The organism is Amycolatopsis sp., from assembly GCF_036008905.1.
Lineage (GTDB): Bacteria > Actinomycetota > Actinomycetes > Mycobacteriales > Pseudonocardiaceae > Amycolatopsis.
In genome coordinates, this window is the sequence record NZ_DASYMU010000217.1 from 29,896 (window position 1) to 52,678 (window position 22,783).

The window sequence follows — 22,783 nt, forward strand, 5'->3', positions numbered from 1 at the left end:
CCCTGGTTTATGGTGAGGTACGCGACCTATGAACGCGACACAATGACGTGGGCGGCGGTAGGAGGGCTCCGTGGTCAACAGTGCGCCCCATGCTCCCCCGCGAAGGGCTGTCCTCCCGCCCGACGACGAGGGGCTCGCGAACACCCGGATCCGGTTCCTCACCCGGGAAACCGTGGAACCCGACCAGGTGCGGGAAGCGATCCTCGCGTCCTGGTGGCGGTCACGGCAGTTCCAGGTCCCCGCCGACCGGATCGACCTGCCCTACCTTGGCGACCAGAACCTCGACAGTCCCCTGATCCACGGCGCGGAGCTGGTGCTCGAGCGGCTCGGGGACCAGCTCGACGGGCAGCCGATCAGCCTCATCCTCACCGACCAGAGCGGGGTCGTCCTCAGCCAGCGCACCGGCGACACCGATCTGCACCGGCATCTCGAAGGCGTCGAACTGGTGCCCGGGTTCAGCTACGGCGAGAAGTTCGTCGGCACGAACGGGATCGGCACGGCACTGGAGGACGGCCGACCGACGCATGTGTTCGGGCACGAGCACTACGCCGAGCACCTCGAGAACCTCGCCTGCGCGGGGGTGCCGATCCACCACCCGATCTCCGGACGCGTGATCGGCGCGGTCGACCTGACGTGCTGGCGCAAGGACGCGGGCGGGCTGCTGATCGCGCTGGCGAGGACGACGGCCGAGCAGGTCCGCCAGGCGCTGCTGACCCACAGCGACGTGCGCGAGCTGATCCTGTTCCAGGCGTACCTGCAGGCTTGCCGCCGCACCACCGGGATCGTCATGGCGTTCAACGACGACATCGTGATGATGAACGACTGCGGACGTCAGCTGCTCGATCCGGCGGACCAGTCGGTGCTGCTCGCGCACGCCACCCAGGCACTGGCCGAAGGCAGGCGGAAGACCACGACCGTCTCGCTGTCGAGCGGCGGCAAGGTGCGGGTGCACTGCCGCCGGGTGCCGGGACAACGTGAGGGCAGCGTCGCCGGCGGGGTGCTGTCGGTGAAGCTCATCGAGAACGACGACGACAGCAGCGGTGTGTCGATGCCGATGTTGCCGATGATCCTGCCCGGAGTGGTCGGTTCCGCGCCGATGTGGCTCCGATGCAGCCACGAAGCCGACACGAGCTACACGCGCGGCGAGTGGCTGGCGCTGGCCGGTGAGCGGGGCGCCGGGAAGTTCACCCTGGTCAAGGGCGTCCATCAGCGCCGGAACCCGACCGGGCGGATGCACACGCTCGACGTCGCCGACTCCGCATGGGAGACCGACGCCCGGCGCGATCTGGTCGAGGACCCCGTCGACACGCTGGTGATCCGGCACGTCGACCTGCTCGACGGCGACGCCGTCGCCAGGCTGACGCCGATCCTGCAGCAGGCGCGCGACAGCGGCAGGCCGCCGTGGGTGACGGTCACGATGACGCAGGACGCCGAGACCAACCCCGCCCTGGGCGATCTGCTGGCGTTCTTCCCGCGTACGGTCGCGGTCCCGCCGCTACGCCGGCACATCGAGGACCTCAAGGAACTGGTGCCGCTCTTCCTCAGCAAGCACTGCCTGCGCGCGCAGGTTTCGTGCTCGCCCGCGGCGATGCATCTGCTGACGCGGGCGAACTGGCCGGGGAACACCGCGCAGCTGTACCAGGTGATGAAGAAGGCCGCCCAGCAGCGGCGGGCCGGGGCGATCCGGCCGAGCGACCTCCCGGCGGAGTACCAGACGATCGCGCGGCGTCCGCTCAACCGGATCGAGACGATGGAACGCGACGCGATCGTGCGAAGCCTCGAGGACGCCGACGGGAACAAGGCGCGCGCCGCGCAGCTGCTCGGCATCTCGCGGGCGACGATCTACCGGAAGATCCACGAATACTCCATCGTCACCCCCGACCGCTGACCCTCCCCTCGATCGCCACCTGTCGACAGATGGCGATATCTCAGGAACTAAGAGATCACGTTCTGTCGACATCTCGCGAACCTTCGGTCGCCATCTGTCGACAGGTGGCGGTGTCTTGCGCGCGAGACATCCGCGCCCCGCCGGGAAACGGGGGTTAGTGGCCGCGGAAGGCGTCTTCCAGCCACCAGGAGGGGTGGCGGGTGGTGACTTTGGCGTCGATCAGGAGTGGGGTGTCGCGGGGGCCGTCGAGCCAGGTGGTGAGGCCACCGAGGTCAGCGGGGCCGCGCACGGTCAGGCCGGTGAAGCCGAAGCCGCGCCCGATGGCGGCCAGGTCGGTGTCCGGGAACCGCACGGTGTCCAGCGGATGCCCGCCGGGCCCGAAGTGGTGGAACTCGGCGCCGTACCCGCTGTCGTTGTACACCACCACGACCATCGGCAACCCCAGCCGCGTCACGGTTTCGAGCTCCGCGACGCTCATCAAGCCGCCACCGTCACCGAGCGCGGCCACCGGCAACCGGTCCGGCCGGGCCAACGCCGCGCCGATAGTGGTCGCCAACCCGAGCCCGATCGACTGGAACGCCTGAGTGAAGCAGAATCCGTACTCATCGGGCACCGACAGATACGCGCTCGGGTACCCCATGAAGTTCCCCGAGTCGACCCCGATGACCCGTTCCGCAGGCAGAAGATCGTCCAGCCGCACCGAAAGCGTCCTCGGATCGATCCTGTCCTTTTCGGACTCCTCCACAAAGGACACATCACGCCACCGGCTCGACTCCGCGATCCGCGCCGCCAGCTCGGGTGACCGATATCCCGGCGATTCGTCGACGTCCAAAGCCGCCGCCACCGCACCGACATCACCGACCACGCCCAGATCGATCTTCCGGTGCGCGCCCAGCGCCTCGGCGTCGAGGTCGACTTGGACGACGGTCGCGGCCGGTCCGATCAGCGCGCCGTGCCGCATGGTCCACATGTTCAGCGCGCAGCCCCAGCCGATCACGAGATCCGCGCCGGTGATGAGCTCGGCCGTCAGCGGACTGGCGAACCCACCGGAAATGCCGAGCGACCAAGGGTTTCCCGCGAACAACCCGTTGGCGACCGCCGACGTCGCCAGCAGCGCGCCACACCGTTCGGCCAGCCGCTCCAGCGCGGGGCCCGCGTGCCGCGCTCCCCGGCCCGCGACGAACACCGGCCGACGCGCCCGCCCCAAAGCCTCAGCCAGCGCCGCGACTCCGGCGGAGTCCGGCGCGGGCGGCTTGAACGACGGCAACGGCGTCACCGCTCCTGGCGACGCGGGCTGAGCTTGGACGTCCAAGGGCAGGTTGAGCACCACAGTCCGCCGCTCGTGCATGGCCCGCCGGACCGCGCGCACGACGTCGTCGAGCGCCGATGCGGCGGAAGTCACCCGCTCCGAAACAGCACCGACCGACACCGCCAGCGCGTCCTGGTCGACATGGAAGTTCGAGCTCCGCGACGTGGCTTCCGCAGCGAGCACAACCATCGGCGTGCGGCTCTTCGCGGCCTCGGCGATCCCGGTCATCGCGTTCGTCAACCCGCAGCCCTGGTGCACGGACAGCACGCCGAGCTTGCCGCTCGTGCGGGCGTACGCGTCCGCCATCGTCGCCGCGCCGCCCTCGTGCCGGGCCGCGACGTACCGCGCTCCCCCGGCGACGAGGGCGTTGGTGACGTGGAAGTTCCCACTGCCGACCACGCCGAAGACGTGATCCGCGCCGAGCCCGGCCAGCGCCCGCCCGACCGACTCGGCGACCGTCACCGTTCGACCAGTGCCAGCACTCGCGCCGGACTGCCCGAACCGCCGACGATCGGCAACGGCGACGCCACCACCACCGAACCGGCCGGCGGCAGCGACACGAGGTTCCGCAACTGCGTCAGGCCGTACTTGCCGGCGCCGAGAAAGTAGGAGTGGCAAGGAAACGCGGGCTCGAACGAGTGCGCGGCACCGGCGTCGGTACCGACCGTCTCCGTGCCGATGCCGAGGATCGGGGTCTCCTCGGCCAGCCATTTCGCGCAGTCGGCCGAGATCCCGGGGCTGTGGCCCTCGTTGAGGAACTGCGCCTGGTCCTCGCTCCGGGCGTCCCATCCCGTCCGATACAGCAGCCAGCCGCCGTCGGGAAGTGCGCCGTGCCGCTCCTGCCACGCGCGCACGTGCTCGATCTCCAGCAGGAAGTCCGGATCCTTCGCGGCCTCCGAAGCGAAGTCCAGCACCACCGCGGGCGCGATCAGCTTCGACGGGCTGACCTGCGAAATGTCCTCGCCGTCCTGGCCGGTGGCCCAGTGCACGGGCGCGTCGAAATGGGTCCCGGTGTGCTCCCCGGTGTGGATGTCATTCCAGTACCAGCCTGGGCCGCGGTCGTCGTAGCGGCTGATCTCCTCGAGCCGGAACGGGATCGTGTTCGCGAACGGCTCGGGAAGCTGGAGGATCGGCGTCCCCGAATGCAGCGGGGACGTCAGATCGACGACCTCGACCCGTCCCGAGCCAAGCGCACCCAGCAGATCCTGCAGAACCGACATCTGAGCCCCATTCCCACGCACCGGAAACGCCGTCGCCCGGTATCCCACCACAGGACAGCTCCGCGGACCAGATCATCGGCGGCGCTCAGGTCATGACCGGCCAGGTGTCGTCGTTGAGCAGCCGTTTGACGACCTTGCCGGTGGCGTTGCGCGGCAGCTCGTGCACGAAGAACACGTCCCTCGGCACGGCGAACCGCGCGAGCCGCTGGTGGATGTACTCGCGCACCTCGTCGGCTTCGAGATACGCGCCCTGCCGCAGCACGAGGTACGCCGCCAGCCGCTGGCCGAACTCGTCATCGGGCACGCCTACGACGGCCACGTCGTAGACCTCCGGCATTGTGATGAGCGCTTCCTCGACCGGCCGGGGGAAGACGTTCTCGCTGCCCGAAACGATCATCTCGTCAGCCCTGCCGGTGACGAACAGCCTGCCGTCGGCGTCCATGTAGCCGACATCGCCGGTGCCCATCAGCTCCGCCGACTTCGGCAGGGTGCCGCCTTCGGTGTAGCCGTCGAAGAGCATCTCGTTGCCGACGAAGATCTGCCCGTCGACCCCCGGCGGCACGAACTGGCCCGACTCGTCGAGGATCGCGACCTGCGTCCCCGGCGGGCAATGCCCGGCTGTGGTCGGCGCGGCCCGCAGGTCGATCGGGTCGGCGATGCTCGCCCAGGAGACCTCCGTCGAGCCATAGGTGTTGTAGAGGACGTCCCCGAAGGCGTCCATGAACTCGGTGACGAACGAGCCGGACAACGCCGAGCCGCTGCTCGCCACGATCCGCAGCGACGACAGGTCGTAGCGGCCGCGCACCCGCGCCGGCAGGTCGAGCATGCGCTGCAGCATGATCGGCACCGCGAACAGCACCTGCGACTTGTGTTCGGCGATCATGCGCAGCGTTTCCTCGGCGTCGAACCGCCGGACCAGCGAAAGCGAAGCCCGCAGCGCCATCCCGACCTGCATCGCCGCCAGGCCCCACGTGTGGAACAGCGGCGCGGCGACGAGGATCCGATCACCCGCCCGCAGCGGGATCCGGCCCAGCAGCGCCGCCGCCGTGCCCAACCCCTTCGGCGTCGGACGTCGAGCGCCCTTCGGCGAACCGGTGGTGCCGGAGGTCAGCACCACGATCCGGCCCGGGGTGTCCGCCGGTTTCGGGGTCTCCGAGGATGCGCCCTGGATCAGTTCCTCGATCGTCTGGTAGCCGTTCTCGGCCTCCGGCCAGGTGCTGAGCCGCAGGAAGTCGCCCGGCACCCGCTCGATCGTGTCGGCGAACTCGTCGTCGGTGAACACCGCCACCGGCTGGTGCTTGCCGATCACCTGGGCCACCGCCACCGCGGGCAGGCCGGTGTTGATCAGGACGACGTCGACGCCGAGCTTGCCGCAGGCGATGAACGACTCGACCATCGCGGCGTGGTTGCGGCACATCAGCGCGATCCGCTGACCGGCCTGAACACCTTTGGCGGCAAGGGCGTTGGCGAGCCGGTTACTGCGTTCCCTTGCCTGGCCGAAGGTTCTCAGCGTCCGCTCGTCGTGCAGCGCGAGCGCGTCGGGTACCCGACCGGCCGCGGCCTCGTAACCACCGGCCACCGTGGCGCCCCACTTGGCCACCGAGGACAACTGGCGGATCAGCTTGTCCGGCCGTCCCGGCGACAGCACCCCGGCGCGGACCAGGATGGCGGCCGTGCCCAGCGCCGTCGACTTGGCCTCGTCGAGGTGCCGCGCACGATCCGACGCCGGTGACGGCAGGCCCGACAGAAAGCGGTCGATCCGGCGAGACACCTCGCGCAGGGTGCGCTTGATCGCGGAGTGGGCCACCAGATCGGCGTACAACGGGCCCGGAGCGGGCATCATCAGCCGGATCACGAGCTCGGTGCGCTTGGCGTCGAGTGCGTGCAACTCAAGGGAGACCCAGTTCTTCTGGTTACTTTCCCCGCACCACACCACGTGTTCGCCTGCCCGGTACACCACCGCGTGGATGGTTTCCTCGATCAGCACGTCACGCTGGGGGCAAAGCCGGAGCAGACAGCGGGGGCCACGTCCGCGCTCGGCTTGCTCGATCACCTCGCACCAGCTGATTTCCGGTACGAACCGTGGATACAGCTCAGGTGTCCCGATTACCTCCCAAATCCGGTCCGGTGTGTGCTCTAGTACCGAGCGCGCTTCGACAACATCGTCTCGCATCTGTTCAGCCTCACCGCAGCGCGCGTTCGGCGCGCGTCGACGCTTTCAGTGCGGGCGACCGTACCAGCAAACGGGCGTACGCCGATACTCCGAATGCCCAGATTGTGGACACGGCGTGTGCGCCCGGTAATCACCTCGCGCACACGCCGTGTCCGTTCCTTATCCGCCGGCCAAAACCCGCTGGTGAAGGCCGGTCACCGCATATCGCGCCGAGTCGAAAGCCCCGGCCTGCCAAGCGATGAAATAACTGAGCCAGTCACCGGCGAAGTAAACCCGGCCCGCCGGTTTGTTCAACAGGTCGTACTGACCACTGGTGCGCGAGGGCCAGCCGACCCAGCCGCCCTCGATGAACGGAGTGCGTTGCCAGGCCACGGAAAACGAGCTGAGCAGACCCTGTTTGTACTTCTCGCCGTGGATTTTCGCGCCCTGCGCCAGCGCACGCTCCAAACGGGACTCCGGCGTCAGCGCGCCGTAGGTGTTCGCGCTGCCACCGGTGTTGTAATAGCCGATGACCACGCCACGTTTACCGTGGAAACCATAAGACGGATACCAGACGTGGGCGAGATCGGTGTCCGTTTCGGTGATACCGCCGTAGATCCGGTCGTCTTCCTCCCACCAGCGGCGGGAGTATTCCAGGCCGATCTTCCCGACCGGTGTCACCGTCGGGAAACCCAACGCCGAAGCGATGGCGGGATCGAGATTGGTCGGGATCCTGGCCATGATGTGCGGCGGCAGGGTCGCGATGCAGTAGTCCGCCTTGACGAGCTGCGATTTGCCGTATTTGTCCTTGTAGGCCACTTCGACGCCACCGGGCAAATTGGTGAGCTTGGTGATTTCGGCGCCGAGCCGCACCTTGTCCGCGCCGACGGCTCGGTACAGCGCCATCGGCACCCCGTCCATCCCGCCGACCGGCTGGAACATCATCATCGCCTGGTCGTAGCCGAATTCGAAGCTGACGTACCGGCCGACCTGACCGGCGAAGACGTCGGTGAGTGATGGCGGTGGGCCCAGTACCGTCCCGGCTTCGCCCGCCGCGCCGGGTTCGACGGTGTATCCGCGACGGTCGGTGCCGGTGTACGCATAACCGTCGGCCTTGCTGCCGATCGCTCCGAAACCGCTCAGGAAGGTCAGCACCCGATCCTTGTCCTCACCGGACAACCGGCTGTCCAGCGAGCCCTGATCGAGCGCTTTGGCGAGCAGTTCGGAGACGTAGCCGTACACGTCCGCCTTCGCCGTGCGTGCCTGCTGGACGGGAGCGCCGGTCCTTTCGTTGTAGATCAAGGCGTTCGCGTTCTGGTTGATGAACGGTTCGATCGGCACGCCGAGTTCGCGGCAGTAGTCGAGCGTGAGGTGCGACTGCGGCAGCCGGGCCGGACCGGCGTTCATGTACTGGTCACGGCCGAACCGCGCGGTCTGCGTGCGGCCGTCGAGGTCGGTCAGGGTCGTGCCGCCGCGGACGGTCCAGTTGCGGCCGCCGACCCGGTCCTTGGCTTCCAGGATCGTGCACCGGTAACCGGCTTTGGCGAGTTCGTAGGCGGAGGCGAGGCCGGCGATCCCGGCACCGAGGATGACGACGCTCTTCCCGCGCCGCCCGGTGACGGCGAGGTCTCCGGCGTGCGGTGGGTGGTAGTCGGGGGCGGCGAGGGCTTCGGGAGAGGCGACGAGTCCGAGTGCGCGCATGGACTCGAACATCACCCCCGCTCCGCCTGCGACGCCGATCGATTTCAAGAGGGTCCGACGAGTGACATCAGATGTCATGCGAGCTCCCAGCTTTTTCGCCCGGTGGCGCGGAAAAGTTTGATCGCACCGGGCGCGCGGGCGTGTGACGCGGAGATGTCGTACTCGTTAGTAATGCTAAGCAACTAAGGCGATACGCGTAACGCGACCGACTTCACTGTCCTGACGGAGCCTGTCGGCACTAGAATCCCGTTCGGTTTTCGAACCGCCTGACCAGGAAGGGAAACCATGGCCCTGCAACGCGTTCAACGAAGACTGCGTCGCCCGCTCCCGCTCCTCGCCCTCGTTTTCACCGCCGCCGCGGCTTTCGTCGTCGCTCCCCCGGCGTTCGCCACCGGAAGCCCGCCGACCACCTCACCCGGCACGGGTCCGGCGACGATCACCGGTCCCGTCCCCGCCACCGCGAGGCCAGGAGACCCTTCTCACGGCTACGTTTTCTACTCGACGCCGTACGACCTGAAGAATGCCGGTTACGTCGAACAGGAGTTCGTCATCTCCGGCACCGCCACGCGATACAACCCGAACCCCACCGCCGACGAGCAGACCCGGCCGGCCACCCCGCTGGGTTCGACGCCCTACACCACCCGGATCGTCGTGCGGCGCCCGGCGAAACCGGCCAAGTCCGCCGGGATCGCGGTGGTGGACTGGCAGAACGTGACCGCCGGGCATGACATCGACACCGAATGGGGCACCAGCGCGGACTACTTCGTGCGCAACGGCTGGACCTGGATCGGGGCGTCGGTCCAGCGCGTCGGCGTCAACGGCGCGACCACCGGCGCGACGGCGGGCCTGGGTCTCACGCAGTGGAGCCCGCAGCGCTATGGCTCGCTCGACCTCACCAGCGGCGGAACCCTGCTGGACGACTCGCAGTCGTTCGACGTCTTCACCCAGATCGCGCAGCTGCTCAAGGGCAGCGGCAGGCAGAACCCGTTGTCGGAGCTCGATATTTCGAAGGTCTACGCGGGCGGGGCGTCACAGTCGGGCCGGTATCTCGGTGTCTACTACAACACCGTCCAGCCGCTGAAGCATGTCTACGACGGCTTCCTGTTCGCGCTCGCGGACAGCTCACTGCCTCCGCGGGGCGAGGTGGGCACCAAGGCGATCCGCGTGCTCACCGAGAACGACGTCTACCGCGGTGCGGCCATCCCGAGCAAGACCGCGCCGGACTCGTCGACGCTGCGTACCTGGCACATCGCCGGGGCGTCCCATGTGCCCGCGTACTCGAACTCCGCTGACCCCAAGGATTTCCGGGCGACGCTGGGCGCGATCCTGGAGCGGGAGTTCGGCGCCAGGGAACCGTTCGACTGCGTCAACCCCGGCCCGAGCGAGGTTCGGTCCTGGACCGTTTTCCATGCCGCGTACGACGCTCTCGACAAGTGGGTGCGGAAAGGCGTCGCGCCACGGACGGCGAAACCGCTGGCGATCGTCAACCCCGGCCCGCCGGCGACCTTCGTCCGGGACGCGAACGGGATCGTGGAAGGCGGCATCCGGCTACCGGACGTCGAGGTACCGGTCGGTCTCAACGACGGTGTCAACGCACCGGCGAACCTCGACAACCCGCTGAACTCCTTCTGCGTCCTGTACGGCACACATCGGGACTTCACGCCCGAGCAGCTCGCGGCGCTGTACTACGACAGGAACGACTACCGGCGGCAGTTCGAGGACGTCGTGCGACGGCTCGAAGGGCAGCGCTTCCTGCTCCCTGAGGACGGCAGGACACTGCTCGACTCACTTCGGCGCTGAGGTAGGGGGCACTTTCTCGCGAAAGTGCCCCCTACCTCACCGATCTCCGTAGTTCAGCCAGGTGCCGACCGGGTCTCGGTGCCCGACACCGGGCTTGCCGTAGTCGCAGACGCCGTCCGGGAACGCCGAACGCAGGCGCTGCCGGTCGGCGGCGGTGAAGCTGACCGGGTAGTCGCGGAAGTCGAGCGGCTCCAAGCGGCACTTCAAGACGTCCATCGCCAGGCTCTGTCCAGCCGCCATCCGCGTGTTCGCGGCGACCGGGTAGGCGGCGCCGCACTGACCGCCCGACGGATAGGTCAACGGCTCCTTGATCCGTTGCGTCGGCGAGAGGTAACAGCCGTCCGCGAGGTCGCCCGGGCGGTTGGCCAGTACCTTCTGCTGCGGACTGCGCCGCGAGCCGTCGGCGTCGATCGCCGTCAGCCAGCGGTCCATGGCGTCGAGCTCGTAGACGCTCGCGGCGGCCTGCTCCCCGGCGGTCGGGTGGTTCTCGATGATGACCTGGTTGCCCGCGGTGCCATTGGCCTTCAGCAGCCGCTGGCGCATCACGAAGGACCATTCCGAGGTGTGGATGTCGCTGCCGAAGCCCGCGAAGTCGAGATCGGTCCGCTGGTCGATGATCGGGGTGGTGCGCAGCCCTTGCGAGCCCGAGTTGATCAGGTCGTTGGCGTAGACCGAGTTCAGCGCCTTGGGATCGGCCGCGGTCCGCTGCGGGATCGGGGTGCCGGTGTAGTCGAGCCCGCCGACGTTCGCGTTGAGATCGGCGAACTGGGCCGGGGTGATCTTCCCGGCCTTCAGCGCCGTCAGGCCGTATTGGACGCCGACGCTGTCCAGCGGACTGTGCACGAACCCGGTCTTCGGGTCCCGTCCCAGCTGGTTGACCAGCTGCTCGAGCGAGTTGCACTTGACGCCGCCGGGGTTGGTGACCGGGTCCCAGCGCGCGGCGAGCGGGATCGCGGCGTTGCAGCTGCCGGTGGCGGTGGCGCGGTTGGCGAAGGTCTGTTCCCACGAGACGCAGGTGCTGTAGGTGTTGAATCCCGCGACGGCTTGTTTCTGCTCGGCGGTGAAGGACGCGCCCTGGCCCGCGAAGTAACGGTTGAGGAGGCGGCAGTCCGAGACCGGGGCGCCGGTGGTCAACGGGTCGGGGAAGGAGACGCCGGGGATGATGCCGTCGACGATGCCGGGGTGGTTCTCGGCGATGTCGTACTGCTGGATCGCCCCGCCGGAGCCGCCCCAGCCGATCGTGTGGCGGACCGGGCCGTAGGTCTCGACGAAGTGTTCCTTGACCATCATCGCCGCTTCGGCCGAGATGATCGGGCTGCAGTTGTTGTCGAGGACGTTCAGCGTCGACGAGGCGACCCCGTAGCCCTGGGCCAGGAAGAGGTCGTTGAGCACGCCGCCGGTGGAATTGCCCTGGTGGTAACCGGCGTTGCAGCCGCCTCCGAAGGTGTAGACGAGCTTCTGGTTCCACGACTTGTTCGCGGTGACCGGCGACGGCTGCCCGTCGAAGAGCGCCGCCGTTTCGTAGACCGCCCTGTCGATCGTCCCGCGCTCGACGCGGACGATGTAGGGCACCGGCGTGTTGTTCACCCTGGCCGTGGCCAGATCCGCCGGACGGGTCGCGGGATCCGCGAGCGGGGCGAAGGTGCCCGCCGTGGTCCGGTACTGATAGCTGACCTGCGTCGGCGCGGAGCACAGCGGCTGCGTCGCGGGCGGCAGGCCGAAGGCCGTCGTCTCACAGTAGAACGGCCGCTGCTGCGACCCGGAGAACACCGGCCCGGTACCGGGATGGTTGGTGACACGCAGGTTGGTCCGGTCACCCCGGGTCTTGGCCGTGACGTCGTTGGACCCGTTGCGCAGGTTGGTCGCCAGGCCCAGGAGGGTTCCGTCCGGCTGGGTGTGGAACTCGGAGGTGACGTTCCTGCCGTTGACCGTGACCGTGACCGGGGATCTGTCCGGCGGGTCGATCTTGAGGAGGACCTGTCCTCCGCTCACGAGCTCCGGTCTGGGATTGGACACCGACTCGATCGTCAGCTGCCGAGTGATCGTATGGGCGGTCGCCGGGGTCGAGCCGACGACAAGAACAGGAACCGCCAAGACAGCGACGATCACTGAGCGCACAGCACGGTTTGCCACCAAGAACTCCGCTCGCTCTGGGCATCGCGTCGTTGCGAAGCCGGGGCAGCTGCCGGTATAGCACGAAGATCACCCCAGAACAACGTTCGGTCTCCTCGAGTCAAGACCTGCGTGGCCAACCACAAACCCGGTCAACTCTTATTGACGGGCAAGGCAAATATGGCGTGCCGTGGGTGTTCAACGACCTTCGCCATCTGTCGACAGATGGCGGTAGTTGCGGACGCGGGGTTTCCGCTGGTCAGCCGGGGTCGTGAGGGGCAAAAGGTGTTCTAACACTCGTAAACACTCACGACCCGCACAGCGTTAGGGTGGACCCCATGACTGGGGTTGCGGGTAGTAGCAAGGCGCGGGCTACGCGGGTCGGGTTGCTCGACGCGGCGCGTGAGGTGTTTTGCGCGGCGGGGTACGCCGACGCGAACATCGTGGACATCGCTGATCTCGCGGGGGCGAGCGTCGGCAGTCTGTACCACCATTTTTCGGCGAAGTCCGACCTGTTTCTCACGTTGTACAACGATTACCAGAAACGGCAGCAGCATCGGTCCGCCAAGGCGTTCAAGACGGCGATGGCCGCGGGCGAGGACAACGCGCTGGAGTTGTTCATCGCCGGGGCGCGGGCGTATCTGGAAGGGTGCTGGCAGGAGCGGCGGCTGGCTCGGTTGTTCTTGTCGGGCGGCGGGCCGCCGGGGTTCGATCTGGCGACACGGGAGAGCCGCCGGGAGTGGCTGCGGGCGAATTCCGTTCTGGTGGAAGGGTATCCGCGGCCGCTGAGCGACATGCTGGTGATGGTGCTGACGGCGATCTCCACCGAAGCCGGGCGTGAGGTTGCCGCCGCGTCTTCGAAGGCCAAGGCGCACCGGATGATCGACGAGGTGCTGGAACTGATGGGACGGCTGTATCCAGCGGAGTGAAAATTCGCTAGGGGGGGCGCTTGTCCCGGGGTGTCCGGAGGTGGCAAGATCACGGAATTCTTCTTGCCACGAAACGGATGAGGGCGTCTTCGGTATGAGTATCCGCGTGTCGGCAAGGGTGTTGCTCGCCGCGGTCGTGCTGGTCGCCGCCGCCGGTTGTGTGCCGCCTGGTGGGACGGCCGCCTCCACGACCCCGGCTCCGGCGACCGGATCGGGCGGTTCCGTGGAGGCCTCGCAGAAGCTGGCGGCGTTGACCATCGGCAAAGCGGGTTCGATGGCCGGGTACTCGCGGGATAAGTTCGGCGACGGCTGGAAGAGCCAGGGCAACAGCTGCGACACCCGCGAGATCGTGTTGCAGCAGCAGGGCAAGGACGTCAAGTCCGGCAAGGACTGCAAGCCGACGTCGGGCACCTGGGTGTCGCTCTACGACGGCAAAACGGTGACCGAACCCGGCGAGCTCGACATCGACCACCTGGTGCCCGAGGCCGAGGCGTGGCGCACCGGCGCGGCGAGCTGGTCGCAGGAGGAGCGCGAGCGCTTCGCCAACGACTACTCCGACGGCGAGCTCGTCGCCGTCTCCGCGCATTCCAACCGTTCCAAGGGCGACGACCCGCCCCCGGACTATCTGCCGGTCCAAGAACAGTGGTGCAACTACGCGACCGGCTGGGTGAAGGTGAAGCACACCTTCAAGCTGACGATTTCGGGCAAGGAACGCGACGCCCTCACACAGATGCTGGCGACTTGCTGAAGCCCAGCTGCCGCCGCCCGGTCTCGTTGAGATCCGCGGCGGTGGCGCGCCCGGTCCAGCCGGTTTCGTAGTCCTCGGCGGCGAAGTCGCCCGGGCTGACGCCTTCGGTGAACGCCCGCCCGCAGGCCTTGGCGTAGGCCGCGTTCTTCTCGCACCGCGGGCTCGCCGGGATGTACATGACGTTGCCCCAGCCCTGTTGCCCGGTGACCGCGCCCACGGAGTGGATGACATCGCCGTGCCACCAGACGGTGTCGCCCGGTTCCACCGCGGGGATCGGGCTGAGCGCCGGGAGCAGCAGCGAGTGGTACTTCTCGTCGACAGCGAGGGCAGCGCCGTTCGCGGCACCGCACAGGTCGTCTTCGGCGACGTCGTCCTGCAGCGCGCGCAGCAAGAGGTATGCCATCGCCTCCGGAATGGGCACGGTGTGCAGCACCCCTTGGTCCGGTGCCATGTCCGACAACGCGGTCCAGCCCTGGAAAGTGCGGAACGCCGAGCACATCACGGTCGAGGCGAACTCGTTGACCTCCGTGCGGTAGGCGCCGTCCCACGGGTCGTACCGGTTCGGCTCGCCGGCGAAGACGTGCCGGAAAACCTGTTGGTACGCCGGGGAAAGCCAGCGTTCGATCGAACCGGAGTCGGTGTGCGGGGACAGCCCGGACGAGCTGGTGCCGGGCTCACGGCGCCGCACCCGGTCGGGATAGGCGGTGTCGCTACGGGGATCGAACCACACGCGCCCCTGCGACTCGTGCTTCCAGAACCCGTTGAGGAACCCGCGGACCGCGACCATGTTGTCGTCCTGGCGGGCTTCCATCTGCGGCTTGGACCAGTAGATCGGGAAGATCGACGGCTTGCCCGCCGCGAGTGAACCGAAGACCCCGTCGTCGAGGTACTGGTAGGTCTCGCCGAAGCTGTTGTCCTCCAGGTACGACACGAGCTGACGATCCCAGGCTTCCGCCCGTGAGCGGCTGAACGTGCCCTTGACGACCGCGCAGCCGCGACGCCGGATCGCGTCGGCAGTCTCGCGAGGCACCGTGCCCGCGGCGACATCGCGGAAGTCGACGACCGGCCACACCTCCTCGCCACGCTCGCGCAGCGCCACGATCTCGGCGATCTTCGGCCGCAACGTCTCTTCGACCTCGGCGAGTGCCGCGGCGACGTCGCCGATCTGTGCTCGGAGCCGGTCTTTTGTGGTCTTGATCAGCTCCGGGAGGTTCTCCGGGGCCTGTTCGGTGAACGTCATCGGGCACCTGCCTCGTCGTTTTGGTTAGGAGTCCTAACTAGACTAGGATCAAGATAGCCCCGCCCCCGAGATCAACACAAGAGGTGCCCGTGACCGAGCTTTCCGGCAGGCCGCTCCCCCGGCTGGCCATGCTGCGGGACCTCACCGACCGCACGGTGCTCGACGAGGTGTTCCGGCTCGGCCGTGTCACCCGCGCGGAACTCGCGACCAGCACGGGGATCTCCAAGCCGACGATCTCCGAATCGGTGCGGCGCCTGGAAACCGCGGGCCTGCTCGAAGCCACCGGAAACCAGAGCGGCGGACGCGGACGCGTCGCGACCTTCTACGAGCTGGACGGCAAAGCGGGCTGGGTCCTGGCGCTCGAGGTGAACCAGAGCGGGCTGGACACGAGCGCGGCGGATCTCGCGGGACGCCCGTTCGACGAACAACACCAGCCACCCGGGCCGCCCGGCGACGTCGAAGCACTGGTCGAAGCGGTGCGCGGGACCGTCCGCGAGGCGCTGGACCGGTGCGGGACCGGACGAGGACCACTGCGGGCGGTGAGCGTGTCGGTGGCCAATCCGGTCCACCCGGCCACGCGGGAGATCATCGCGCTGCGGCACTCACCGTTCCCCGAAGGCCTGCTCCGCCCGGCGGAAATCCTGTCCGACCTCACCGAAGCGCCGATCCTGATCGACAACGACGTCAACCTCGCGGCGCTCGCCGAGCGGCGATCCGGCTCGGCGACGGAAGCGGCGAGCTGCGCGTACGTCTACGTCGGCGCGGGACTCGGCGTCAGCTTCCTGCTCGGCGACCAGCTCGTCCGCGGCGCGCACGGGCTCGCCGGTGAGATCGGGTACCTGCCGGTCACCATGGACTCGGGCGCCACCACGACGTTGGCCGAATTCCTGACCGCACAAGGGTTCGGGCGGTCCGACGCGCCGTCCAACGACGTCGACGCGCTGACGAACCTGTTGAGCAGCGGGAAGAACGCCGAGGCGCTGCGCCGTATCGGTGCCGCCGTCGGGCAGGCGATCGCGGCGATCTGCGCGGTCGTCGACCCCGAGCTTGTCCTGTTGGGCGGACCGATTGGGAGCCACGCCGCGCTTCTGGCACCGGTGCGAACGGTCGTCGAAGGGATTTTCCCCGGCCCGGTCAGGATCGAGGCGGGCAGCATCACGACGAACGCGCCGCTACGAGGCGCGCTACACCTCGCGACAGACCAAGCGCGGGCCGAGATGCTCGGCGCACGATAAAGGGGCGCCCGAAATTCGGACGCCCCTCCACGCAAATCTCAAGCGGTGACGTGCACGTAGTCGATCACGAGCTGTTGCGGGAACTGGGTGCTGCCGTCCGGGTCACCGGGCCAGTAGCCACCGACAGCCAGGTTCAGGATCAGGAAGAACGGGTGATCGAAGACCCAGCGGTTGCCGTTCAGGTCCGCGGGGGTCCTGGTCTGGTAGAGGTTCCCGTCCACGGACCAGGTGATCTTGTTGGGCGACCAGTCCACGGCGTAGGTGTGGAAGTCGTCGGAGAAGTTCGGGCCGTTGTAGCCCGCGCCGATGCCCCCGGATCCGGAGTAACCCGGGCCGTGGAGGGTGCCGTGCACGGTGTTCGGCTCGAAACCGACGTTTTCCATGATGTCGAGCTCACCGCAGTTGGGCCAGCCGTTGCTGCCGATGTCCTCGCCCAGCATCCAGAACGCGGGCCAGATCCCCTGTCCGCGCGGCAGCTTCATGCGCGCTTCGTAGTGTCCGTAGGTCTGGGTGAACTTCCCGGCGGTGTTGAGCCGCGCCGAGGTGTACTCACACGGGCCGTACCAGCAGTTGTAGCCGGCCGGGTTCTCCCGCTTCGCGGTGATCACCAGGTTGCCGTTGCCGTCGAGAGCGGCGTTGTTCGTGCCGTTGGTGTAGTACTGCCGTTCATGGTTGTTGACGTTGTCGCCGGTTTCGAGCTGCCACTTGGACCCGTCGACGCCACTGCCCGCGGCGCCGTTGAAGTCGTCGGTGAACACGGCCGCGGCGGCATTGGCGCCACTCGCCGGCGCCACCACCATCGCGGTGGCCGCCAGCACGACCACCGGGACGAGCAACCGGGTGAGCCGGGACCATCGAGCGGAAAGCTTGGGAGACTTCATTGTCACCTCTCACAGGTGTTACGGGGAGAGCTGTGCCTGCCGACCGGTCCGGTGATTTATACACATGTATTGGTCTAGTCCGGTTGGCTTTTTCACCATCGACCGGAGACCCCGCACTGTCAAACCGGGGAGGAAACAATGTTTACTTTCGAGTCTTTCGGGAAGACCTCGTGGAAGTTCGGGCACAATCGCGACAGAAAAGTTGAATCGACGAGGTGAGGTCGACGAAGAGGTGGTGGCGGATCGGCCGGGCCCGGTGAGTCACGACGTGATCGGGTGCCCGGTCTCCCGTAGCGTCCACCGGCCACCGGCGCCGGTGAGCCTGGTCTGCGACAACGGCGTGACGTCCATCAGCCAGAACGACTCCGCCGGCGCGCGCAGGATCCGCACGAGCACCGCGCGCACGATCGACGGATGCGTGATCGCGACGATCCGCGCGTTTTCGGTGCGGGGCAAGGAAAGCCAGTCACCGACCCGGTCCAGCAGTCCGACGAGCGACTCGCCGCCGTGGGGCACCGCGGCCGGGTTCGTCAACCAGGCGTTGAGGCCGTCCGCGTCCGCCTGCTCGACGTCGTCCAGCGTGCGCCCGTGCCAGCCGCCGATGTCCAGGTCCCGCAGGGCGGGGTCGACCACGGCCGGGAGCCCGAGCGCGTCGGCCGTCTCGGCGCACCGGCGTTCGGGGCCGCAGTAGGTTTCGTCGACGCGCTTGAACACCCCCGGCGCGACGTCGAACGGACCGGAGCGGCTCAAGCCTTCATCGGCGGCGAAACGGGCCGAGTGCGTGGCAAGGGTCGGCGCGTGCGAAATCAGGGTCAGCCGAACGGTCACGAATTACCTTTCCGGTGCGGGGCATGATCAAGTTACCGGCATCGGCGCGAAATCCCTATGTGGCGGGTGTCGCATATCGAGACCGCCGGGTCCGCGCGGCGTGGCTACCGTCGGGGTTTCGGGCAGCGAAGCGTCGGAGGTAGCGATGAAGGCACTGGTGTACCACGGACCCGCCAACAAGAGCTGGGAAGAGGTTCCCGACGCCCGGGTCCAGGACCCGACCGACGTGGTCGTCCGCGTCGACACCACCACGATCTGCGGCACGGACCTGCACATCCTGCAGGGCGACGTCGCCGCGGTGACCGACGGCCGCATCCTCGGCCACGAAGCCGTCGGCACGATCACCGAAGTCGGCTCGGCGATCAAGGGGTTCAAGACCGGGGACAGGGTGCTCGTCCCGGCGATCACGAAATGCGGGCGGTGTGAGTACTGCCAGCGCGGGATTCCGTCGCACTGCCAGACCGTCGGCGGCATCGGCTGGATCTTCGGTCATCTCATCGACGGCACCCAGGCCGAGTTCGTGCGCGTGCCCTATGCCGACACTTCCCTTTACGCGGTACCGGAAAGCGTCACCAACGAGCAGGCGATCTTCCTCGCCGACTCGCTGCCCACCGGCTACGAAGTCGGTGTGCTCGCCGGAAAGGTGCGCCCTGGTGACACCGTCGCCGTCGTCGGCGCGGGCGCGGTGGGGCTGGCGGCCATCCTGACCACCGGGCTCTGGGGAGCGGCGAAGGTCATCGCCGTGGACTCCAACAAGTTCCGCCTCGAGAAGGCACTCGAGTTCGGCGCCACCGACGTCGTGGAAGCCGGTGCCGACACCGTTTCCGACGTCCTCGCGCTCACCGACGGGCTCGGCGTCGACGTCTCGATCGAGGCCGTCGGCTATCCGGAAACCCTGCGCACCGCGGCCGCACTGGTCAGGCCAGGGGGCACGATCGCCAACATCGGCGTGCACGGCACGCCGGTCGAACTGCCCATGCAGGACATGTGGATCCAGAACGTGACGCTCACGATGGGCCTGGTGGACACGGTTTCGATCCCCACGCTGCTCAAGATGGTGGCCAGTGGCCGGATCCCGGCGGAGAAGATGGGCACCCACCGGTTCACCTTCGACCAGATGGACGAAGCCTACGACGTCTTCAAGAACGCGGCGGCCAACTCGGCGTTGAAGGTGATCATCACGCCGGCCTGAGGGCTAGCCCACCGGCGCCATGATCGGCGTGACGTTGACCGGGCCGTCCACCGGCGACGGCCAGGCCAGCTTCACCCGCTCCCGGGACGCCGGCAGGCTGAACCCGATACTGGTGACGGAATTGGGCTCGCCACTCGCCTTCGGCGTCACGATGTAGACCACCGCCGTGCGGTCGCCCGCCACCGTGACGTCCTGGAGTTCCTCGGCGGCGCCCGCCGACGCCCCGACAGCGAGCGCGACGGTCTGTCCCTCGGCGTCGAGGAACCGGATGTCGCCGAGCGATCCGCTCAGCGTGCAGCTCACCGCCGGGTGCGCGGCGAAGTCGATCTGGAACATCCGGCCGGTGTCGTTCGGCGACCGGGCTTCGGCGACGTCCATCCGCAACTGCCCGGCGGCGCACGGGGTCGTCCCCGGCCCGGTCTGGGTGGCGTCGCCGATCATGGGCGTGTCCGTGGCGGGCGCGGCGGTGTCCCGGTCGGACTTCCCGACCACCGCCGCGGTGGTCACAGCCGCGCCGGTGACGACGAGCGCCAGTACGACGGCACCGTAGACGATCTTGTTCTTGGCGGTCACGGCCCTCTGCCCTCCAGCTCGTCGCGGTCCCCCCACGCTTGCACACGGTCCGATCGGGGGCGAATCGCAGGTCCCGATCGGACCGCCCGGGGCCGGGATGTCAGCTGACCCCGTCGCCGACGTTGCCCAGCCTGACCGGCCCGTTCACGTCGCTCGGCCAAGCCACGGTCACGGTGGCGCCGGGTCGGCCCGAGGGCAGCGTGAACGTCGCCTTGGCCGCCGGCGCGCCGGTGACGACCACAGCGGCGCCGAGGCCCGACCTGGTCCAGACCTTGGTTCCCATGGTCGTCCTCCCGTATGCCGGTCGTGTCGCTTCTGTGGGAAGAGATGTCCGGTGGGCGCCCGGGGATGCTCACGGGTGACATGGCGCACAGGGAAGCAACCTCACCAGCGCGCGGAGGGCGGCGGCTCCAGCGCGTCGGCGAGTTCGTTCCCGAAGGCATCGGCGATGTCCTCGACGCCCCAGCTTTCCTTGGTCAGCAACGGTTCCTTGACCGCGGGCTGGCGCACGATCTGCAGCCGGTCGCCGTGGAACCGCACGAGCTGGCCGGTGACCCCGGCCGCGAGGTCGCTGAGCAGGTACGTCACCGCCGGCGCGATCCGTTCCGGGGTCTGGTCGGCGGTGGTGCCCTTCGGGTCGTCCCACACCATCCGCGTCCACGCGATCGGGCACAGCGCGTTGACGCGGATGCCGCGCGGCGCGAGATCGACCGCCCACGAGAAGGTCATCGAAGCGATGGCGCCTTTCGACGCCGAGTAGGCGGCCGCGTTGCGCTGCCCGAGCAGTGAGCCGGACGCGATGTTCAAGATCGAGCCACGCCGCATCGCCTTGGCCGCGGCGACTCCGCAGTACAGCGAGCCGAGCACGTTGACCTCGATCAGCGCGCGGATGCGAGCGGGATCGTCCTCCCACGGCACCGACTTGTAGTTCAGGCCCGCGTTGTTGACCAGGCCGTCGATCCCGCCGAACTCGGCGACACACTGCTCGATCAGCGCGTCGGCCTGTTCGGCGTCCGCGACCGAATGAGCGCTGGCCACCGCGTTGCCCGCCGACTCGCGGATGCCGCGAGCCACCTCCTCGGCCAGTTCGCCGTCGATGTCGTTGACCACGACCGCCGCGCCGGCCGCCGCCGCGTGCCGGGCGAACGCGGCACCCAGGCCGCGGCCCGCGCCGGTGACGACCACTGCCCTGTCGTCCAGAAAGTTCATCGTGCCAGTCTGTTGCAGCGATCTTGGGTGCGCCAGGCAGAGCCCCTGACCCCCGGCGGTACCGGTACCGCCGTATAGTCGATCGAGGAGGGATGTCATGACCGAAACACTCGAGGAGACAGAGTTCGCCTCGGCCTTGGTGCGGTTGTCCCAAGTCGTCCAGCGGGTGCTGGCCGACGTCAGCCGGGAACACGGCCTCACCGCAGGACAGACCCAACTCCTCGGCATGCTCGTCGCCGGACCGGTCGAACCGGCCGAGCTGAGCGGTCTGCTGAGCCTCGAGGAACCGGAATTCACCGCGCTGGTCGATCAAGCCGAGCAGGCCGGTCTGGTCACCCGGACGCCGGACAGTGCGATCGCGCTGACCCCCGAGGGCACCCGGATCGGCACCGAGTCCCGCCAAGCGGTGACAGCACGGCTGGAAGAACTCGCCGCCGAACTCCAGCCCGCCGACAAGCGCACGGCGTCGGACGTCTCGGAAACCCTCGTCCGGCACGCCACCACGGCCGAGCCGACGGCCCACTGACTTCGAGGACCAGGTGGCCACCGCGCCCCCCGAGGCACGGTGGCCACCTGCACAGGGCAATCTTCACCAGCGCGACGCCGATGTGCGCGCCCATGTCGCGAACTTGACCTGAACGGGCGATTTCCCCTGCCGACAGGGTTGAAAACGCGCTCTCCGACCGTCGGGTGAGCCGTTGGCGGGGTTTTCACGAACTCAATGAACTCAATCCGAACCGCCGGTCCTCCGAAGCTATCGTCACGGCAGCTTTTACTCGATCAAGGAGGATCGCGTGCCTGGAAAATCGCTGCCCCGCTGGGTGCTGGTGGCCGCACTCGCCGTCGGCTTGAGCTCCGTCTCCGTCACGACCGCGTCCGCGACCACGGCCGGGGTGGTGGATCAGCCGGTCCGCACCACCGGCTGCCGGCAGGCCCCACCGGTGACGCCCGGCACGACGACCGGCCTCGAACTGGTTTCCGGTGGTATCACCCGGGAATTCACCGTCCACCTGCCCGAACGCTACAACCCGGCCAAGAAGTACCCGCTGGTCTTGTCGTTCCACGGGCACAAGCGCACCAGCCAGTACCAGGAGGAGCTGTCCGGCTTCTCCGAGGTGGACACAATCGCGGTATATCCCCAGGGTCTCATCGGCACCGACGGCGAATCGGCCTGGACGGGCGCGCCGTACTCGGCCGCCGCGGACGACGTGCTGTTCACCAGCGACCTGCTGACTTCGTTGCAGCGTCAGCTTTGTGTCGACCCGGACCGGATCTTCGCGACGGGCAAGTCGAACGGCGGCGGGTTCGTCGGTGTCCTCGCCTGCCGGATGGCCGGCCGCTTCGCCGCGTTCGCCCCGGTTTCCGGTGCGTTCTACCCCGAGGGCGGCGCGTGCCACCCGTCCCGCGACGTCCCGATCCTGGACTTCCACGGCACCGCCGACACCACGATCCCGTACACGGGCAACCCCGCCAAGGGACTTCCGTCCATTCCGGACTGGCTGGCCGGATGGTCCACATTGGACGGCTGCAAATCGCGTCCGGTGACGTACACGCCCCAGAAAGGCGTGACGGTCCAGAAGTGGCTCGGCTGTGACCACGGCAGCACCGTGCGGCACTACCGCGTCGAAGGCGCGGGGCACGTCTGGCCCAGTACCAAGCCGAACAACGACACCGCGACGCCGAGTGTCATCGACGCCACCCCGGTGATCTGGGACTTCTTCCGCCACCACCGACTCTGAGCACATAAGGGCGTGCCGCCATCTGTC

At 68.1% G+C, this 22,783-nt stretch carries 19 protein-coding genes; 8 read left to right on the forward strand and 11 right to left on the reverse strand.

Going from position 1 to position 22,783, the window contains the following annotated elements; all coding sequences use genetic code 11:
• Positions 1-70: 70 nt before the first annotated feature.
• Positions 71-1,888: a sigma-54-dependent Fis family transcriptional regulator gene (locus VGP60_RS34910; protein ID WP_327552455.1), complete on the forward strand. Its 1,818-nt coding sequence runs from the start codon at positions 71-73 to the stop codon at positions 1,886-1,888.
• 154 nt (positions 1,889-2,042) lie between these two features.
• On the opposite strand, the gene VGP60_RS34915 is transcribed toward VGP60_RS34910, so the two are convergent.
• The 4 genes from VGP60_RS34915 to VGP60_RS34930 form a co-directional block, all read right to left on the reverse strand.
• On the reverse strand, positions 2,043-3,659 hold the full coding sequence (locus tag VGP60_RS34915) for a thiamine pyrophosphate-binding protein (RefSeq protein ID WP_327552456.1): 1,617 nt from the start codon (positions 3,657-3,659) through the stop codon (positions 2,043-2,045).
• Positions 3,656-4,417: a cyclase family protein gene (locus tag VGP60_RS34920; RefSeq protein WP_327552457.1), complete on the reverse strand. Its 762-nt coding sequence runs from the start codon at positions 4,415-4,417 to the stop codon at positions 3,656-3,658. The genes VGP60_RS34915 and VGP60_RS34920 overlap by 4 nt, the downstream gene beginning before the upstream one ends.
• 85 nt (positions 4,418-4,502) lie before the next feature.
• Complete coding sequence (locus VGP60_RS34925; protein WP_327552458.1) at positions 4,503-6,590, reverse strand: AMP-binding protein; 2,088 nt, start codon at positions 6,588-6,590, stop codon at positions 4,503-4,505.
• Between the two features lie 159 nt (positions 6,591-6,749).
• Entirely contained in the window at positions 6,750-8,270 is a 1,521-nt protein-coding gene (locus VGP60_RS34930) for a flavin monoamine oxidase family protein (RefSeq protein ID WP_327552459.1), read from the reverse strand.
• Between the two features lie 285 nt (positions 8,271-8,555).
• Between VGP60_RS34930 and VGP60_RS34935 the strand changes: the two genes are divergently transcribed.
• Positions 8,556-10,070 (forward strand): alpha/beta hydrolase domain-containing protein, encoded by a 1,515-nt coding sequence (locus VGP60_RS34935; protein ID WP_327552460.1) that lies wholly within the window; start codon positions 8,556-8,558, stop codon positions 10,068-10,070.
• Positions 10,071-10,106: 36 nt separating this feature from the next.
• Here the strand turns inward: VGP60_RS34935 and VGP60_RS34940 are convergent, their stop codons facing one another.
• Positions 10,107-12,164, reverse strand: a complete 2,058-nt coding sequence (locus tag VGP60_RS34940; RefSeq protein WP_327552461.1) for a DUF6351 family protein — start codon at positions 12,162-12,164, stop codon at positions 10,107-10,109.
• A 356-nt stretch (positions 12,165-12,520) separates the two neighbouring features.
• Here VGP60_RS34940 and VGP60_RS34945 point away from each other — a divergent pair, with 356 nt between their 5' ends.
• Together VGP60_RS34945 and VGP60_RS34950 are read left to right on the forward strand one after the other, a co-directional pair.
• The gene (locus VGP60_RS34945) at positions 12,521-13,111 is read left to right on the forward strand and encodes a TetR/AcrR family transcriptional regulator (RefSeq protein WP_327552462.1); all 591 of its coding nucleotides are present in this window, start codon (positions 12,521-12,523) and stop codon (positions 13,109-13,111) included.
• A 94-nt stretch (positions 13,112-13,205) separates the two neighbouring features.
• A complete protein-coding gene (locus VGP60_RS34950; protein WP_327552463.1) occupies positions 13,206-13,859 on the forward strand; it encodes an HNH endonuclease family protein in 654 nt (217 codons plus the stop codon).
• Here VGP60_RS34950 and VGP60_RS34955 read toward each other — a convergent pair.
• Positions 13,834-15,099 carry a YbiU family protein gene (locus VGP60_RS34955; protein ID WP_327552464.1) on the reverse strand — a complete coding sequence of 422 codons (1,266 nt, stop codon included), beginning with the start codon at positions 15,097-15,099 and terminating at the stop codon, positions 13,834-13,836. The genes VGP60_RS34950 and VGP60_RS34955 overlap by 26 nt on opposite strands.
• A gap of 89 nt (positions 15,100-15,188) precedes the next feature.
• On the opposite strand from VGP60_RS34955, the gene VGP60_RS34960 reads away from it, so the two are divergent.
• Positions 15,189-16,334, forward strand: a complete 1,146-nt coding sequence (locus VGP60_RS34960) for an ROK family transcriptional regulator (protein ID WP_327552465.1) — start codon at positions 15,189-15,191, stop codon at positions 16,332-16,334.
• Between the two features lie 38 nt (positions 16,335-16,372).
• Here the strand turns inward: VGP60_RS34960 and VGP60_RS34965 are convergent, their stop codons facing one another.
• Together VGP60_RS34965 and VGP60_RS34970 are read right to left on the reverse strand one after the other, a co-directional pair.
• A complete protein-coding gene (locus tag VGP60_RS34965; RefSeq protein ID WP_414640453.1) occupies positions 16,373-17,215 on the reverse strand; it encodes a glycoside hydrolase family 16 protein in 843 nt (280 codons plus the stop codon).
• A gap of 261 nt (positions 17,216-17,476) precedes the next feature.
• Entirely contained in the window at positions 17,477-18,043 is a 567-nt protein-coding gene (locus VGP60_RS34970; RefSeq protein WP_327552466.1) for a histidine phosphatase family protein, read from the reverse strand.
• 145 nt (positions 18,044-18,188) lie between these two features.
• On the opposite strand from VGP60_RS34970, the gene VGP60_RS34975 reads away from it, so the two are divergent.
• A complete protein-coding gene (locus VGP60_RS34975; protein WP_327552467.1) occupies positions 18,189-19,235 on the forward strand; it encodes a zinc-binding dehydrogenase in 1,047 nt (348 codons plus the stop codon).
• Between the two features lie 3 nt (positions 19,236-19,238).
• Here VGP60_RS34975 and VGP60_RS34980 read toward each other — a convergent pair whose 3' ends face one another.
• From VGP60_RS34980 to VGP60_RS34990, 3 genes are all read right to left on the reverse strand, one after another.
• Positions 19,239-19,808, reverse strand: a complete 570-nt coding sequence (locus VGP60_RS34980) for a hypothetical protein (RefSeq protein ID WP_327552468.1) — start codon at positions 19,806-19,808, stop codon at positions 19,239-19,241.
• A gap of 100 nt (positions 19,809-19,908) precedes the next feature.
• Positions 19,909-20,091, reverse strand: a complete 183-nt coding sequence (locus tag VGP60_RS34985) for a hypothetical protein (protein WP_327552469.1) — start codon at positions 20,089-20,091, stop codon at positions 19,909-19,911.
• Positions 20,092-20,192: 101 nt separating this feature from the next.
• Positions 20,193-21,017, reverse strand: coding sequence for an SDR family oxidoreductase (locus VGP60_RS34990; RefSeq protein ID WP_327552470.1), 825 nt, complete (start codon positions 21,015-21,017; stop codon positions 20,193-20,195).
• Positions 21,018-21,114: 97 nt separating this feature from the next.
• Here VGP60_RS34990 and VGP60_RS34995 point away from each other — a divergent pair, with 97 nt between their 5' ends.
• Positions 21,115-21,543 carry a MarR family transcriptional regulator gene (locus VGP60_RS34995; RefSeq protein WP_327552471.1) on the forward strand — a complete coding sequence of 143 codons (429 nt, stop codon included), beginning with the start codon at positions 21,115-21,117 and terminating at the stop codon, positions 21,541-21,543.
• Between the two features lie 268 nt (positions 21,544-21,811).
• A complete protein-coding gene (locus tag VGP60_RS35000) occupies positions 21,812-22,756 on the forward strand; it encodes a ferulic acid esterase (protein ID WP_327552472.1) in 945 nt (314 codons plus the stop codon).
• The last annotated feature ends 27 nt before the right edge of the window (positions 22,757-22,783 follow it).

What these genes read in the sequence shown, in the direction of transcription:
- VGP60_RS34945 (WP_327552462.1), top strand. Translation starts at nt 12,521, where the DNA reads ATGACTGGGGTTGCGGGTAGTAGCAAGGCGCGGGCTACGCGGGTCGGG.
- VGP60_RS34975 (WP_327552467.1), top strand. Translation starts at nt 18,189, where the DNA reads ATGAAGGCACTGGTGTACCACGGACCCGCCAACAAGAGCTGGGAAGAG.
- VGP60_RS34995 (WP_327552471.1), top strand. Translation starts at nt 21,115, where the DNA reads ATGACCGAAACACTCGAGGAGACAGAGTTCGCCTCGGCCTTGGTGCGG.
- VGP60_RS34925 (WP_327552458.1), bottom strand. Translation starts at nt 6,590, where the DNA reads ATGCGAGACGATGTTGTCGAAGCGCGCTCGGTACTAGAGCACACACCG.
- VGP60_RS34965 (WP_414640453.1), bottom strand. Translation starts at nt 17,215, where the DNA reads ATGAAGTCTCCCAAGCTTTCCGCTCGATGGTCCCGGCTCACCCGGTTG.
- VGP60_RS34955 (WP_327552464.1), bottom strand. Translation starts at nt 15,099, where the DNA reads ATGACGTTCACCGAACAGGCCCCGGAGAACCTCCCGGAGCTGATCAAG.
- VGP60_RS34920 (WP_327552457.1), bottom strand. Translation starts at nt 4,417, where the DNA reads ATGTCGGTTCTGCAGGATCTGCTGGGTGCGCTTGGCTCGGGACGGGTC.
- VGP60_RS34950 (WP_327552463.1), top strand. Translation starts at nt 13,206, where the DNA reads ATGAGTATCCGCGTGTCGGCAAGGGTGTTGCTCGCCGCGGTCGTGCTG.
- VGP60_RS34930 (WP_327552459.1), bottom strand. Translation starts at nt 8,270, where the DNA reads ATGCGCGCACTCGGACTCGTCGCCTCTCCCGAAGCCCTCGCCGCCCCC.
- VGP60_RS34985 (WP_327552469.1), bottom strand. Translation starts at nt 20,091, where the DNA reads ATGGGAACCAAGGTCTGGACCAGGTCGGGCCTCGGCGCCGCTGTGGTC.
- VGP60_RS34990 (WP_327552470.1), bottom strand. Translation starts at nt 21,017, where the DNA reads ATGAACTTTCTGGACGACAGGGCAGTGGTCGTCACCGGCGCGGGCCGC.
- VGP60_RS34935 (WP_327552460.1), top strand. Translation starts at nt 8,556, where the DNA reads ATGGCCCTGCAACGCGTTCAACGAAGACTGCGTCGCCCGCTCCCGCTC.